Consider the following 15,933-nt stretch of genomic DNA (forward strand, 5'->3'; position numbering starts at 1 on the left):
TTCAATGTACAATGCTATTTATTTTCCTAACTAAACGAAGGCGCCTTACAAGCGGTAGGCGGAGCGATGAGACAGATAGGTGCCCTTCCTATCTGGCTTATTGCGGGAGCCATCCGCCAGCGCCGAAGTGGGTTCAGTGACGAATTACTTTTCTACATACAGAAGCGGATTGATGTGTCTGGGACTTACTACTAGTTAGTAATGTGTCGTCGCTCGACTTTTTTATGTTACTGAAGTTAGTAAAGGTCGGCTTACTAACACCGCTGCGGCACGTGGGGGATTGCCTCCCACAAAGAGCCGGCTAGCGGAAGTTCACGCTAGTCGTCTCTTTGCTTCGGCCGACCCCGCAGTTGTGCCTTCGCTTTTGAGTACAGTGTAGTCTTGGTAGACTTTGGTACTTAGTAAAAGTTCACTATTAGACTTCAACGTACTATGCTACTTACTTCTCCTCACTAAACGAAGGCGCCTTACAAGCGGTAGGCGGAGCAATAAGACAGAAAGGCGCCCTTCCTATCTGGCTTATTGCGGGAGCCATCCGCCAGCGCCGAAGTGTGTACAGTGAAGAAATACTTCACTATATACAGAGGTATTATGAAATGTCTAGAATTTTACAAAACGCCAGCGCCGGAGCAAGTTTACTGTTGAACACAGTTGTCTCTTTTTCTATTATTAGTAAGTTCAAAGGCTGTTCTTTAGTAATGTATTGTAAAAATTATTGCCAAAGTTATCTTAGGTGCCGAATTTCATTCATCATTCCTTGACACATTAAAATTACAGCTATACAATAAAAGTGGTGTATTCTATATGCCTAATATTACTCAAAACAACGAATTGTTTTTGGCAGTATGTTGATTTTAACTTAATTCAGCAAACACGAAGCTTATCTAAAAAATTAGTAGAATGAATGTCACAACGTCCCGAAACAGCTGGGTCACATACCCTTTGGATTAAGTTAAAGCTTTCGGCGTGTTCACAGATAGTCGGGACATTACCAGGTTGGTCTGGTAAAAGGGTTAGTGAAACAGATTCGCCGTGGCAAAATTGATTATACGAGCCGACTGAAAAGAAAAGAATAAGCAGGAGGAGGTGACCTCAATGGGTGTTGAAATACTCATCTCCGTGTTGCTAAGTCTCATCGTCGGTGCAGTTGTTAGCTTTTTTATATTGAAAAATGTGAATGATTCAAAAGTGACTGGTGCCAAGCAAACAGCGAATCAAATCGTCGAAGAGGCGAAGCGTGAAGCGGAGTCAGTGAAAAAAGAGGCACTATTAGAAGCGAAAGATGAAACTCACGAACTACGAATTGAAGCGGAAGCAGAAGTCCGTGAGAGAAGGACGGAATTACAGAAACAAGAAAACCGTCTCTTACAGCGTGAAGAAAACCTTGATCGCAAGGATGATGCGCTCAATAAACGAGAAGCAAGTCTAGAACGCAAAGAAGATGCGCTTTTAGAAAGACAACAGCATATTGAAGAGATGGAACGCAAAGCGGAAGAATTCGTTGCGACTCAGAAGACGGAGTTAGAAAGAATTTCTTCATTAACTAGAGATGAAGCGAAACGTGTCATATTGGATGATGTAGAAGAAGAATTATCCACTGATATTGCGGTCATGACCAAAGAATCTGAACAACGTGCAAAAGAAGAAGCTGAGCGTAAAGCTAGAGAAATTCTATCACTTGCCTTGCAGCGATTTGCAGCAGATCATGTTGCTGAAACGACAGTCTCAGTCGTCAACTTACCAAATGACGAAATGAAAGGTCGTATCATTGGTCGCGAAGGAAGAAACATCAGGACACTTGAAACATTGACGGGTATCGATTTAATTATCGACGATACACCGGAAGCGGTCATTCTTTCAGGCTTTGATCCGATTCGGAGAGAAACCGCTAGATTGACACTAGAGAAATTGGTTCAGGATGGAAGAATTCATCCAGCACGTATCGAAGAAATGGTAGACAAGTCTAGAAGAGAAGTGGACGAACTAATTCGAGAAAAGGGAGAACAAACAACATTCGATGTTGGCGTTCACAACTTACATCCGGATATGATCAAAATCTTAGGTCGTCTACACTTCCGTACAAGTTATGGACAAAACGTCTTAAAGCATTCAATCGAAGTAGCCTATTTATCAGGTTTGCTAGCAGCGGAGCTTGGAGAAGACGTGACACTAGCGAGACGTGCAGGCTTACTGCATGATATCGGTAAAGCAATCGATCATGAAGTAGAAGGCAGTCACGTACAAATCGGTGTCGAGTTAGCGACAAAATATAAAGAACATCCAGTCGTCATCAACAGTATTGCTTCTCACCACGGTGACGAAGAAGCAACGTCTGTTATTGCAGTACTAGTCGCAGCAGCGGATGCACTATCTGCCGCAAGACCAGGAGCGCGTAGTGAGACATTGGAGAACTATATTAAACGTCTTCAAAAGCTTGAAGAAATTTCTGAATCCTATGAAGGTGTTGAAAAATCATTTGCGATCCAAGCAGGACGTGAAGTTCGAATCATTGTTCGTCCAGATCAAATTGATGATATTACAGCCCATCGTTTGGCACGGGATATTCGAAAGCAAATTGAAGAAGAATTGAACTATCCAGGGCATATTAAAGTGACGGTCATACGGGAGACCCGTGCAGTGGAGTATGCAAAATAAAGAAAATTTATAAAAAAACAGCTTCCGGTTCGTTTGGAAGCTGTTTTCATTTTGGAAAGAGGTTTTAGTAGATGAAAGTACTATTTATTGGAGATATTGTTGGATCTATGGGGCGAGAAATGGTAATTGATTATTTATCTCGTCTGAAAAGAAAATATCAAGCAGATGTAATCATTGCCAATGGAGAAAATGCAGCTTCAGGTAGAGGGATTACAAAAGCAATTTATCATGATTTATTGCACGCAGGTGTGGACGTCATAACAATGGGTAATCACACATGGGATCAGCGCGAAATATATGATTTTATTGATGAAGTAGATTATTTGATTCGACCAGCGAACTTTTCTGAAGCGGCGCCAGGAAAAGGGATGACAACTATTACGAAAAATGGTGTGACACTTTCTGTCATTAACTTACATGGTCGTACGTTTTTACCGCCTCATGACGATCCGTTTGCGAAAGCAGATGAATTAGTGGAAGAAGCATTGGAAACATCACCGTTAGTATTCGTGGACTTTCACGCAGAAGCTACAAGCGAAAAAATTGCGATGGGCTGGCACTTGGATGGTAAAGTATCTGTCGTAGTTGGAACGCATACGCATGTACAGACTGCGGATGATCGTATTCTTCCGGGGGGAACTGCTTATTTAACAGATGCTGGTATGACAGGCCCTTATGATGAAATACTTGGAATGAAAAAAGAAGATGTACTTTATCGCTTCTATACCAACTTGCCGACACGATTTGAAGTACCGAAAAGTGGACGGCCACAGCTGAACGGTATGTTTGTAGAATTAGATGACAAGACAGGAAAAGCACTTAAAATTGAGCGTATTCGAATTAACGAAGATCATCCGTTTACAAACTAATCCAATCAGTGTCTAATTCCTCTTTAGCTATCATAGGATGATTTATGGAAAACACTCTTTCCATAGACATTGCAAAATAAGGAGGAAATATCGTGAGTCCCTTAAAAGTATCTTCCCGATCTAACCCGAACTCCGTAGCAGGTGCACTAGTTGCGGTCATTCGTGAGCAAGGTTATGCAGAAATCCAAGCAGTTGGAGCAGGCGCACTGAATCAAGCAATCAAAGCAATTGCTATTGCAAGAGGCTTCGTAGCACCCAGTGGGGGAGATCTAGTATGCGCTCCCGCCTTCACCGATATCGAAATCAATGGCGAAGGACGGACAGCACTTAAATTGCTTATTGAAAGAAAAGAGCGAAAGTGAATGTTCACACGAGGTCACGGTAGTTACATACCGTGGTCTTTTTTTCATGACAAACAAGCAACAATTTAGCCCTTCACTATCATAACTAACAAAAGTTCAGTATAATAACATCATGTATGCTTATATCCCGATAAGTAATAGAAAGGGGCTACAACAATGAATGAAGAACAGCGCTTACAGGCTGGGCTTGCAACCGGAGACGCATCAAAACAAAAAACAACCGAAAAAGATTATAGTAAATATTTTGAGTCGGTATATAGTGGACCATCTCTAAAAGATGCAAAAAAACGTGGGAAAGAAGAAGTGGAATATCATGACAACTTTCAAATAGATTCACGTTTTAAAGGAATGGGACAAGACCGCAAATTCCATATCCAAACTTTTGGTTGCCAAATGAATGAACATGATACAGAAGTAATGTCTGGTATATTCATGGCGCTTGGTTATGAATGGACAGACAACGTTAAAGAAGCTAACGTCATTTTATTAAACACATGTGCAATTCGTGAAAACGCGGAAAATAGAGTGTTTGGTGAACTAGGTCACTTAAAGCCGCTTAAACTCAGTAAACCTGATTTATTAATAGGCGTTTGTGGTTGTATGTCACAAGAAGAATCTGTCGTGAAGAAGATTTTAAAAACATATGACCAGGTAGATATGATTTTTGGAACACATAATATTCATCGATTACCACAGATTTTGCATGAAGCGTATATGTCTAAAGAGATGGTTATTGAAGTGTGGTCAAAAGAAGGCGACGTCATTGAAAACTTGCCAAAAGTCCGCAGGGATAATATAAAAGGCTGGGTCAATATTATGTACGGTTGCGATAAGTTTTGCACGTACTGTATTGTTCCTTATACACGCGGTAAAGAGCGTAGCCGGAGACCACAAGATATTATTCAAGAAGTTCGTCAGCTGGCAGCAGAAGGTTATAAAGAGATTACGTTACTCGGTCAAAACGTTAACGCATACGGTAAGGATTTTGACGATATCGACTATAGACTAGGTAATTTGATGGATGATCTACGAAAGATTGATATTCCAAGAATTCGCTTTACAACTAGTCACCCACGCGACTTTGACGATCATTTAATCGAAGTTCTTGCTAAAGGTGGAAATTTAGTCGACCATATTCATCTGCCCGTTCAATCAGGTTCAAGTGAGATATTGAAAATCATGGCTCGTAAGTATACGCGAGAAAGTTATTTGGAACTTGTTGATAAAATTCGTAAAGCGATTCCGAACGCGTCTCTTACAACGGACATTATCGTAGGATTCCCAAATGAAACAGATGAGCAATTTGAAGAAACGATGTCACTGTATCGTGAAGTAGGCTTTGATATGGCGTTTACTTATATATACTCACCACGTGAAGGTACACCAGCCGCGAAGATGCAAGATAATGTCCCAATGGAAGTCAAGAAAGAGCGATTGCAGCGCTTGAATAAGTTAGTTAATGATATGTCTGCAAAAGCAATGAAGCCATATCAAGATCAAATTGTAAGAGTGCTTGTAGAAGGTGAAAGTAAAAAAAATCCAGAAGTTCTTGCTGGCTATACGGAGAAAAGCAAATTAGTGAATTTCAGAGCCCCGCGTTCTGTCATTGGTGAGATTGTGGAAGTTCGTATTAAAGAAGCAAAAACATGGTCACTCGATGGCGAGTTCATCGGAGTAGTAAAAGAGGATAAGGTGATGGCATAATGGAAAAGCGATACACGAAAGACGAAATTATTGAAAAAGCACGTGATTTGGCACATATGTTAGCAAATACAGAAGAAGTAGATTTTTATAAACGTGCAGAAGCTCAGATTAATGAAAATCAAAAAGTACGTGAAAAAATTGCTAGTTTGAAATCACTTCAAACACAAGCAGTAAACTTCCAACATTACGAAAAAGAGCGTGCATTAAAAGCAATTGAAAAGAAAATCGAGCAAATTCAAGACGAAATTGACGCGGTTCCATTAGTACAAGAATTTAAACAGTCTCAGGTTGAAGTAAATAATTTACTGCAATTAGTTTCGAACACGATCGCAAACAGTGTAACGGATGAAATTATTGAATCTACTGGTGGCGATGTATTACGTGGTGAAACAGGTTCATATGTTGAAAATACATCACATAAATCACTTTCTTAAATAAAAAATCGGTAAAGGATAAATTCCTTGCCGATTTTTTTCAATTTTTGGGTCGCTGTTGCATAGGATGGATAGAAGCCTAAGAAGGAGGAAGAAAACTGAAAAACTTACGACAAATTGTGACGAAAGCTGTTATTGCCAAAGGGAAGCATCGATCAGAGTCTACTGTGACGTTGAAGCCGCCCAATCGTCCTTCCAGTATTTTAGGTTGTTGGGTGATCAACCACACACATCAATCGAAAAAGGTAGGCAAACATGTAGAAGTGACAGGTAGTTTCGATGTCAATGTTTGGTACTCTCATCATGATCATTCTAAAACGTCTGTGTTTACGGAGTCCGTTCCGTACAAAGACAAAATTGCTTTGCATTATAGAGATGAGCCGACATCGAGTAAAGAAGAAACGATTGTTACTGTATTGCAGCACCCGAACTGTACAGAAGCGAGCATCTCCGAATGCGGACAAAACTTCTTAATCTCCATTGAAAGAGAATTATTGGTTGAGATGGTAGGTGAAACAAAAGTTTCAGTAACGATTCATCCGCATCCATATGACGAAGAATGGCCAATGGCAGTGGAATCATCCTCGATCGTTATGGAAGAAAAGAAGCCTAAGGAAGCACCTAAGAAAGAACAACCACATCATCCGAATCATCCAAACCAAAGAAAAGATTCCCCATTCTAAAAGCCGGTATTTTCCCCGGCTTTTTATTTCGGTTTAAAATAGTGAAGACGATTACTGATCTAGGCAATTTTGGAAATATGGTACAATAATGTTAATAGATAAGTTGTATGTTCAGCTAACGGGTCAATTTATTAGAATTAGAAGGAGAGAGAAAATTAATTTAGATTCTATCAATAACACAATTAACTTAGGTGATATCGTATTTACACTGATTTCACTTCGTTTTATAGTGATGATTATTGTCTTGATTTTTTTACTGATTCGTTCTAGTAATAAACGAAAAAAAGCAACTCGATAGAATTGAAAAGAAAATGGATACCATTAATCAGTAATCAGGGGCGTTAATTGAACAACCGCTGCGCACCTAACAGGTCAGATAATATAGGGGGGAGATTCAATTGAAGCATGTCCTAATCTTTATTGGGTTAATGATTTTGGCATTTATTAGTTTTATGTTTTTGGGTGGAGTATTGCGTATTGGAAATGGTGACGAGGTTTTTATTGGTATTAGTGTTTTAGCTATACAAAACTCTGTAATCATAACATTTTTAATACATCTCGTTTCTAAACGGAAAACATAACTGGAATAAAACGGTTTTAAGCAGTTTTTTCTTCAAACGGGGGCGATTGTGGAATAGGTTCAGAAGCACTCGCTTAGTTGATCGGAGCGGAAGCCGGCGACTCTGGGAGGATTAGCGGGACAGGTGAAACACCCAGCGAAGCGGAGGGGTGTGGTTCACCGCCCTCCAGAACGCGTCCGGCTGTAGTGCAGATCAACGGGTTCCAACCGCTATCCCATATATGGGTGCAATAGCTGAAGAAAGTATTCTAAATATCGGAGTGATTATTATTAAAAGAGGAAGTATTGGAATGGTATTAATTACAACACTATTTGTTGTAGTAGTGCTTTCGTTAGTAGAATATTTAATTCCTGAAAGAAGCAGTATTGTATTTGTTGTAATTGCTGGAGTTTCAGCCTTAGTCGGTGGTTTGATAGGTAATAAACTTTTTCCTAATAATGCTGCTCAGTAATTGGGTGCGTTTGTGGCATATGACAAAAAATTTCAAGCACTTTTCAAGCTGAATACCTTTCCAATAAGACAAACCATTCAAACAGACTTTGTTCAGAATGGTTTTTTGGAATTGTAAAATGATTTGTCTATAAACGGAAACCTGTTAATGGTAAATAACTACCTAAGCCCCTTTTGATTCGTGTACGCTTACGGGGTTTGTTATAATGAAAAGAAAATGAACGAGTAAAAGAGGGTTTATCATGTCTCAACACACACCAATGATGCAACAATATTTAAAAATTAAAGAACAATATACGGATGCTTTTCTATTTTTCCGTCTTGGAGATTTCTATGAAATGTTTTTTGAAGATGCGATAAATGCATCTGCTATTTTAGAAATTACGTTAACTAGTAGAGATTCGGCAGCAAAAACTCGCATTCCAATGTGTGGTATTCCATATCATTCGGCTACTGGTTATATAGAAACATTAATTCGAAAAGGTCATAAAGTAGCTATATGTGAACAAATGGAAGATCCGCGATCCGTCAAAGGAATTGTCAAGCGTGAAGTCGTCAAAGTGATTACGCCAGGTACTTTAACAGAAGGAAAAACGATTGATGTGGAAGCCAATCATTTTATTGGTGCGATTGATCGCATAGGCGACCAAAGTTATGTATTAGCCTATTTGGATGTCGGAACGGGTGAAGGCAAAGTAGAGTTGATTGAAGGAGCGGAACGTACATTACTTGCGGAAATTGAATCACTTCACATGAAAGAAATCGTAGTAGACGAGCAGCTCCATGTTATCTTGCAAGAAATGTTTGAGAGTCGTGAAATTATGCTATCAATTGAAAGTGGCGAGAAGCAAACAGTTGGCCAAGATACGTATATCCACCTTCCAGAATCACTACAAGAAGCTTGTCGCAAGTTACAGTCGTATGTGATGCGAATGCAGAAAATGATGTTTGATCATATTCGTCCTTTCATTTATATAGAAAAAGACGCGAAGTTATCTATTGATGCGAACTCCATGCGCAACCTAGAACTTGTTCAGACGATTCGTTCTGGTAAAAAGGAAGGCACGTTGTTTTGGGTGCTCGATGAAACTGTGACTGCGATGGGCGCACGGAAATTGAGAATGTGGATTCATCAGCCGCTGGCGCAACGTCAAGCGATTGAAGATCGACTAGAAACCGTGAGCAATTTAATCGATGAATTTTTCTTGCGTGAAGAATTAGCTGAAGAACTACAAGACGTCTATGATCTAGAACGTTTGGCAGGCAGAATTTCAATGGGAAGTGCAAGCGCTCGCGATTTAGCACAACTTCGGAATTCATTGACGCATGTACCAAAAATGAAACAACTTTTGAAAGAATCGAAACGGCCGATGTTAGAAAAATATGCTGATCAAATGGATCCGTGTGAAGAGACCTTTCAGTTACTAGCAGAAGCAATTGCAGAAAATCCACCGTTAACGAGTAAAGATGGCGGTGTTATTAAAGATGGCTATAACGACAAATTAGATCAGTTACGTGATGCATCACGTAATGGAAAACAGTGGTTAGCGGAGCTGGAGCAAAAAGAGCGTCTAGCAACTGGTATTAAAACATTAAAAATTGGCTATAATCGCATCTTTGGTTATTACATCGAAATTACGAAATCGAATGTACATTTGGCTGATATGACACGCTATGAGCGAAAACAAACGTTAGCTAATGCAGAACGCTACATAACGACCGAGCTGAAAGAAAAAGAAGAATTAATTTTAAATGCAGAGGCAGATAGTCTAACGCTTGAAATGGACTTATTCCAAGAGATTCGTGAGCGTGTAAAAAAAGACGTTAAACGAATTCAACAGTTAGCATCAGTTATAAGTGAATTAGATGTGTTGCTTTCTTTTGCAAAAGTATCGGAAAAAAATCAATACGTCCGACCAGTATTCCATGATGGACGGGCTGTGGATATTCAAAACGGCAGACATCCTGTAGTCGAGAAAATGATGAATCATTCATTATATATCCCGAACTCTTGTACACTCGCTTCTACCAGTAACATGTTACTCATTACAGGTCCAAATATGTCTGGTAAAAGTACGTATATGAGGCAAGTCGCGCTCACAGTAGTCATGGCACAAATCGGTTGTTTTGTTCCTTGTGAAAAAGCAGAGTTGCCGATTACCGATCAAATTTTCACACGTATAGGAGCGGCAGACGATGTAGCTTCCGGTCAAAGTACATTCATGATGGAAATGATGGAATCCCAATACGCAATCGCTCATGCTACTTCTAGAAGTTTACTACTGTTTGATGAAATCGGTCGTGGTACGTCAACTTATGATGGGATGGCACTAGCGCAAGCGATGATGGAGCATATTCATGAAGAAATAGGGGCCAACACGTTATTCTCCACGCATTATCATGAGCTAACGAAGCTTGAAGATGTTCTAGCGCGTTTACTGAATGTCCATGTGGCTGCGAAAGAGCAAAACGGTAAAGTAGTATTTTTGCATAAAGTATTACCAGGAGCGGCGGATCGAAGTTACGGTATTCATGTTGCGGAATTAGCAGGTCTTCCCTCGGAACTAGTAGAACGAGCGAGAAATTTATTAGCACGTTTTGAAGAAGAGAGTATGTCGAGTGATACCTCTGTAGTATCAGAGCAACTTGCTTTATTTGAACCTTCTAGTGAAGAAGAGATATCAACAGAACAAAAACGATTACTTGAGGAAATACAATCTGTAGACTTATTCAATATGACACCTATGCAGACGATGCAGAAAATAGCTGATTGGAAGGAACGACTATCTCTAGAAATGAAAGGTTGAAGCAAATGAATCATATTCACATCATGGAAGATACGTTAGCCAATAAGATCGCAGCGGGAGAAGTAGTAGAGCGACCTGCTTCAATCGTCAAAGAATTGGTGGAAAATGCGATTGATGCGGCGAGTACGAAAATTGAAATATCTCTTGAAGAAGCCGGTCTCACTTCCATACGTGTAACAGATAATGGTAACGGTATGTCTGAAACAGATGCGATTCGCTGCTTTGAACGTCACGCGACAAGTAAAATTTCAAATGAACATGATCTTTTCCGCATTCGAACGCTTGGTTTCCGTGGGGAAGCATTAGCTAGTATAGCGGCTGTTTCAAAAGTTTCTTTATGGACGTCTGACGGTGAACACCAAGGAACTGTAGTCGAAATCGAAGGCGGAAAAGTGCTGAAACATGAAGCGGGAGCGCTGAGAAAAGGGACAGATTTTCTAGTGCAACAACTGTTTTACAATACACCTGCGCGTTTAAAATATATGAAAACAATTCAAACAGAACTTGGACATACAATTGATTTACTTAATCGACTTGCATTAAGTCATCCAAATATTGCATTCACCTTAACGCATGATCAACATCAAGTGCTTCGAACAACAGGATCAGGAGACTTATTGAAAGTATTATCGGATATTTACGGCATACAAGTGGCGCGCAAGATGGTGCCGTTCGAGAAAGAAAATGCAGATTTTCACGTCAATGGCTTTGTTACGCTACCGGAAATGACCAGAGCATCTAAAAACTATATTTCTTTGTTGATGAATGGTCGCTGGATTAAGAGTTATGCAGGCACACAGTCACTCATTGATGCGATGCATACGTACTTACCAATTGGTCGTTTTCCAATCGCTGTTGTCAATATTACAGCAGATCCCATGTTAACCGACGTCAACGTTCATCCGGCGAAACGACATATACGAATCAGCAAAGAAGGTGAGCTATTATCGCTCATAAAAGATGCTGTGCGTGAAGCGATTTCTGGAGTATCGATTATTCCTGACGCGATTAAGAAAGAGAAGAAAGTGAAAACAGACTCTGAACAACAATCCATTTGGAAGCCATGGATACGTAATACACAAGAAGAAGTACAACCTGTTCAGGCATATGAAGAGCCGGCTTCCACTATGGAAAGTCCTTTGCAAGAAAAAGAGGAGTTGTCATTTCCACACGAGATATTTGAACAATCGACTGTAGAACCGGAAGTGCTTCCGAAAAATGAACTAGAGCACACTATTGAAACGCAAGTTACAATGGATAATAAATTTCCATCCATCGTTCCTATTGGACAAGTGCACGGTACGTATATCGTCGCACAAAATGAAGATGGTTTTTACTTGATTGATCAGCATGCGGCGCAGGAACGTATCAAATATGAGTATTTTAAGGTCAAATTAGGCCAAGTAAATGCTGATGAACGTCAACAACTGCTATTGCCACTCGTCTTTCATTATTCTGCCGATGAGCAGTTGAAGATTGAAGAATGTAAAGACGCCCTGGAACGTGTAGGGATATTTCTAGAAGCTTTCGGACCGGCTACGTATACAGTTAAAGAATACCCGTCTTGGTTTCCTGAGGGACAAGCGACTACGATTATTGAAGAGATGATTGAGCAAGTGTTACATAGCCGCAAAGTTGATGTAGAAAAACTTCGTGAAGAAAGCGCAATTTTAATGAGTTGTAAAAAATCTATAAAAGCAAATTATTATTTGACACAAGCTGATATGGAACGTTTATTGAATGATTTAGGCGAATGCCATAATCCGTATACGTGTCCGCACGGCCGTCCGGTACTGATACATTTTACGACCTATGAATTAGAAAAGATGTTTAAACGGGTAATGTAAGGTAGTAGATCAGAGAGGAGCGATTAGATGTTTTCAACGATTGAAAGACCAAGCAGAATTCAGAAGTTAAGGGACTATTCATTTGACGTATTAGTAGTGGGTGGAGGAATTACGGGAGCAGGTATTGCACTCGATGCAGCGGCAAGGGGATTTTCGGTAGCGTTAGTTGATATGCAAGATTTTGCGGCAGGTACATCAAGCCGTTCGACGAAACTAGTCCATGGTGGTTTGCGTTATCTAAAGCAATTGGAAGTTAAAATTGTAGCAGAAACGGGTAAAGAACGAGAGATTGTCTATCGAAACTCTCGTAATATTACTAAACCGCGACCGATGTTATTGCCGATTTATAAAAAAGGAACTTATGGTAAGTATTCTACGTCGGTTGGATTACTCGTTTATGATTTGCTTGCAGGTGTAAAACATGCAGAACGTCGTGAAATGCTGACGAAGGAAGAAACGTTGGCACGTGAGCCATTGCTTAAGAAGGCGCATTTGTTAGGTGGCGGTCATTATGTGGAGTATCAGACGGATGATGCACGTTTAACAATTGAAGTGCTGAAAAAAGCAGCTGAAAAAGGCGCGATTTGCCTGAATTACGTTAAATGTGAACAGTTTAATTTTGAGAAAGATGCAGTTGTCGGTGCTGTGCTGAGCGACCAATTGACTGGGGAAAGATTTTCTGTAGGAGCATCAGTCGTGATTAATGCAACAGGTCCATGGGTAGATGAACTACAGAAAAAAGTGAACAGTACGCATGATAAAAAGCTTCATATTACGAAAGGCGTGCATATCGTAGTTGATCAATCGATCTTTCCGTTACAGCAGGCAATCTACTTTGATAACACCGATGAACGTATGTTGTTTGCGATTCCACGTGATCATAAAACATATATCGGTACGACAGATACTTTTTATTCGGAAGATAAGCTGCATCCTACAGCTACCGAAGAGGATATTCAATATATTGTAGATGCAGTTAATGAGATTTTTCCGGCTGTGCAGTTAAAACGTAACGATGTAGAGTCAACATGGGCTGGTATCCGTCCGTTAATTGCCCAAGAAGGTAAAGATGCATCTGAAATATCGCGTCGAGATGAAGTGTGGGAAACGGTCCCTGGCTTACTAACGATTGCTGGTGGAAAATTGACTGGGTATCGACAAATGGCAGAAGTAATTGTCGACAAGATAGAGAAAAGAGTGCCGAAACCAGATAGCGTTCCTTGTAATACGAAAAACATCCCGGTTTCAGGTAGTGATTTCTCAGATGACCTAGAGTTGCAACATTTTATTGAAGAACAAGCAAGCAAAGCCGAACGGTACGGTTTAACTCAGCAGCAAGGTGCTCGTTTAGCCTCCTTTTATGGCAGGAATAGTGAGCGGGTGTTCCAAATTGCACATTTCATTTCAGCGGAAGAAAATCCATTACCGATTAGTCTACGAGCAGAAATTATTTATAGCATCCATCACGAGATGGTCACTTCACCTAGCGATTTCTTTATACGTCGGAAAGGAGATTTATATTTCCAGATTAACGTAGTGGAAACATTTGCTGACGCGGTTACAGAATATATGGCTAGTCTGTTGCACTATACAGAAATCGAGAAATCTGTACATTTGAATGATTTGAAGAATGCGGTTGCAGAAGCGAAAGGTCGTGCGCGACAATGAATGAAAAAATTCTTGAAATGAGAGACGGTGTACGTATATACAGTAGTTGTTATGAACCGACAGATAATCCAACGGCAATAGTTCATCTCATTCACGGGTTAGCAGAACATAGTGGACGGTATCGCCAATTTACAGAGTACTTATTATCTCAAGGCTATGTAGTGACTGCGCATGATCAAAGAGGACATGGTAAAACAGCGGTAGAAAATGACCAACCGTATGGCTACGTAGGGGAGTCGGCATCGTTTGACCAGTTAGTGGATGATACGTTTGAAGTTATTCAATATTATCAGCAACAGTATCCACATCTCCCTGTTACATTGTTTGGACATAGTATGGGATCCTTCGTCGCTAGACGCTTTATTCAGTTGTATGGCAATTCTGTTCGTGAAGTTGTGTTATCAGGAACGGGTAGTCATTCTAAAGCGATTAGCCTTGCGGGTCTTCCATTTGTTAAGTGGAGAGAGAAACGTCTTCCAGAAACGAAATCGGATGAACTAGTAAATCAAATGATTTTCGGTGAATACTCTAAGCAATTCCCTAATGAAGGGTCGTTTGCATGGCTATCAAATGATAAAGAAAGTGTTCGTGAATACGAAGAAGATGAAGCGTGTGGATTTATTCCGACATCTCAATTGTTCCGATTGTTACTTGAAGGAATTCGTACGATTGAGACACCTGCGTTTTTACACAATATACCTGATGGATTACCGATTTTATTCGTTTCAGGTACTGAAGACCCGGTCGGCGAAAATGCAAAAGGTGTATGGAAAATTGCCAAGCAATTGATTGAGGCGAATCAGCAACATGTTAAAGTCGTTTTATATGAAGGTGGTAGACATGAAATGCTGCAAGAAACGAATCGACAAGAAGTGTATAAGAATATAGTCGGGTGGATGAAACAAAATGAAAGAACCAATTGACGTTATTGCAATAGTAGGTCCCACTGCTTCAGGAAAAACAGCACTAAGTACAGCGCTCGCATCTGCTTTAAATGGGGAAATTATTAATGGAGATGCGATGCAAGTGTATAAGGAATTGGATATCGGAACAGCTAAAATTCATCCTTCTGAAATGGAAGGAATCCCTCATCACTTCTTTGATGTGAAAGAGCCAACGGAAAGCTTTTCTGTAGCGGAATACCAAGAAGCTGTCAGAGGATGGATTGCGGATATTCAATCCCGTGGAAAGTTACCCATCATCGTTGGTGGAAGTGGGATGTATATCCAAGCTGTATTATTCGATTATCGTTTTACGGAGCAAGCAGCTGATCCTGATGTACGAAAAAGATTAGAAGATGAATTGGATGAGCGCGGTGCTAGTGAACTTTTCGCGAGATTGAAAAAATTAGACCCGAAAAGTGCTGAAAGTATTCATCCAAACAATCATAGACGATTAGTTCGTGCGCTTGAGATACTCGAAGTGACAGGCCGCACGAAACAAGATCATGAACAACAGCAGGGCAACCAGCCAATGTATCACCATCTCATTATAGGATTAGATTTACCGAGAGAATTGCTGTATGAACGCATCGATCAACGGGTAGATATGATGGTAGAGGCAGGTTTATTTTCGGAAGTCGAGGCTCTTTGGAATAAAGGTATACGAGAGACACAGTCCGTGCAAGCGATTGGATACAAAGAACTCATTTCATACTTTAATGGGGATGTCACAAGAGAACAGTCAATCGAAGCGGTCAAAAAAAATACACGAAACTATGCCAAAAGACAATTAACATACTTCCGCAATAAATTGCCGGTTCAATGGGTCGAGGCTAATCAGTCAAAGAATGAAATATTCAAAAGAACATTTCAAATTATAGAGGGTTTTCAGAAGTGAATAGGGAATAATGTATCTAACAAAGACAGGGAGG

General features: G+C 40.2%; 13 protein-coding genes. All 13 read left to right on the forward strand.

The genetic code is table 11. The features are described from left to right. Positions 1-66: 66 nt before the first annotated feature. A complete protein-coding gene (locus ORD22_RS04775) occupies positions 67-195 on the forward strand; it encodes a hypothetical protein (protein ID WP_317644760.1) in 129 nt (42 codons plus the stop codon). Between the two features lie 900 nt (positions 196-1,095). Further along, the gene (gene rny, locus ORD22_RS04780; protein WP_317644761.1) at positions 1,096-2,655 is read left to right on the forward strand and encodes a ribonuclease Y; all 1,560 of its coding nucleotides are present in this window, start codon (positions 1,096-1,098) and stop codon (positions 2,653-2,655) included. Between the two features lie 71 nt (positions 2,656-2,726). After that, positions 2,727-3,524, forward strand: coding sequence for a TIGR00282 family metallophosphoesterase (locus ORD22_RS04785; RefSeq protein WP_317644762.1), 798 nt, complete (start codon positions 2,727-2,729; stop codon positions 3,522-3,524). Positions 3,525-3,616: 92 nt separating this feature from the next. Further along, positions 3,617-3,886 (forward strand): stage V sporulation protein S, encoded by a 270-nt coding sequence (locus tag ORD22_RS04790; protein ID WP_317644763.1) that lies wholly within the window; start codon positions 3,617-3,619, stop codon positions 3,884-3,886. A gap of 156 nt (positions 3,887-4,042) precedes the next feature. Continuing rightward, the gene (miaB, locus tag ORD22_RS04795) at positions 4,043-5,590 is read left to right on the forward strand and encodes a tRNA (N6-isopentenyl adenosine(37)-C2)-methylthiotransferase MiaB (protein WP_317644764.1); all 1,548 of its coding nucleotides are present in this window, start codon (positions 4,043-4,045) and stop codon (positions 5,588-5,590) included. Then, positions 5,590-6,024 carry a YlbF/YmcA family competence regulator gene (locus ORD22_RS04800; protein ID WP_317644765.1) on the forward strand — a complete coding sequence of 145 codons (435 nt, stop codon included), beginning with the start codon at positions 5,590-5,592 and terminating at the stop codon, positions 6,022-6,024. The genes miaB and ORD22_RS04800 overlap by 1 nt, the downstream gene beginning before the upstream one ends. Before the next feature lie 119 nt (positions 6,025-6,143). After that, a complete protein-coding gene (gene cotE / locus ORD22_RS04805; protein ID WP_317644766.1) occupies positions 6,144-6,707 on the forward strand; it encodes an outer spore coat protein CotE in 564 nt (187 codons plus the stop codon). 801 nt (positions 6,708-7,508) lie between these two features. Beyond that, positions 7,509-7,739, forward strand: coding sequence for a hypothetical protein (locus tag ORD22_RS04810; RefSeq protein ID WP_317644767.1), 231 nt, complete (start codon positions 7,509-7,511; stop codon positions 7,737-7,739). A 241-nt stretch (positions 7,740-7,980) separates the two neighbouring features. Further along, positions 7,981-10,545, forward strand: coding sequence for a DNA mismatch repair protein MutS (mutS, locus tag ORD22_RS04815; RefSeq protein WP_317644768.1), 2,565 nt, complete (start codon positions 7,981-7,983; stop codon positions 10,543-10,545). Between the two features lie 5 nt (positions 10,546-10,550). After that, positions 10,551-12,392 (forward strand): DNA mismatch repair endonuclease MutL, encoded by a 1,842-nt coding sequence (mutL, locus tag ORD22_RS04820; RefSeq protein WP_317644771.1) that lies wholly within the window; start codon positions 10,551-10,553, stop codon positions 12,390-12,392. Positions 12,393-12,419: 27 nt separating this feature from the next. Then, positions 12,420-14,060, forward strand: a complete 1,641-nt coding sequence (locus ORD22_RS04825; RefSeq protein WP_317644773.1) for a glycerol-3-phosphate dehydrogenase/oxidase — start codon at positions 12,420-12,422, stop codon at positions 14,058-14,060. Further along, complete coding sequence (locus tag ORD22_RS04830; RefSeq protein ID WP_317644775.1) at positions 14,057-14,983, forward strand: alpha/beta hydrolase; 927 nt, start codon at positions 14,057-14,059, stop codon at positions 14,981-14,983. The genes ORD22_RS04825 and ORD22_RS04830 overlap by 4 nt, the downstream gene beginning before the upstream one ends. Next, positions 14,967-15,899 (forward strand): tRNA (adenosine(37)-N6)-dimethylallyltransferase MiaA, encoded by a 933-nt coding sequence (gene miaA / locus ORD22_RS04835; protein WP_317644777.1) that lies wholly within the window; start codon positions 14,967-14,969, stop codon positions 15,897-15,899. Before ORD22_RS04830 ends, miaA begins: the two co-directional genes overlap by 17 nt. Positions 15,900-15,933: the final 34 nt, after the last annotated feature.

Origin of the sequence: Sporosarcina sp. GW1-11 (genome assembly GCF_033088395.1) — a bacterium.
GTDB lineage: Bacteria > Bacillota > Bacilli > Bacillales_A > Planococcaceae > Sporosarcina.

What these genes read in the sequence shown, in the direction of transcription:
- ORD22_RS04775 (WP_317644760.1), top strand. Translation starts at nt 67, where the DNA reads ATGAGACAGATAGGTGCCCTTCCTATCTGGCTTATTGCGGGAGCCATC.
- rny (WP_317644761.1), top strand. Translation starts at nt 1,096, where the DNA reads ATGGGTGTTGAAATACTCATCTCCGTGTTGCTAAGTCTCATCGTCGGT.
- ORD22_RS04785 (WP_317644762.1), top strand. Translation starts at nt 2,727, where the DNA reads ATGAAAGTACTATTTATTGGAGATATTGTTGGATCTATGGGGCGAGAA.
- miaB (WP_317644764.1), top strand. Translation starts at nt 4,043, where the DNA reads ATGAATGAAGAACAGCGCTTACAGGCTGGGCTTGCAACCGGAGACGCA.
- ORD22_RS04800 (WP_317644765.1), top strand. Translation starts at nt 5,590, where the DNA reads ATGGAAAAGCGATACACGAAAGACGAAATTATTGAAAAAGCACGTGAT.
- ORD22_RS04810 (WP_317644767.1), top strand. Translation starts at nt 7,509, where the DNA reads ATGGGTGCAATAGCTGAAGAAAGTATTCTAAATATCGGAGTGATTATT.
- mutS (WP_317644768.1), top strand. Translation starts at nt 7,981, where the DNA reads ATGTCTCAACACACACCAATGATGCAACAATATTTAAAAATTAAAGAA.
- mutL (WP_317644771.1), top strand. Translation starts at nt 10,551, where the DNA reads ATGAATCATATTCACATCATGGAAGATACGTTAGCCAATAAGATCGCA.
- ORD22_RS04825 (WP_317644773.1), top strand. Translation starts at nt 12,420, where the DNA reads ATGTTTTCAACGATTGAAAGACCAAGCAGAATTCAGAAGTTAAGGGAC.
- ORD22_RS04830 (WP_317644775.1), top strand. Translation starts at nt 14,057, where the DNA reads ATGAATGAAAAAATTCTTGAAATGAGAGACGGTGTACGTATATACAGT.
- miaA (WP_317644777.1), top strand. Translation starts at nt 14,967, where the DNA reads ATGAAAGAACCAATTGACGTTATTGCAATAGTAGGTCCCACTGCTTCA.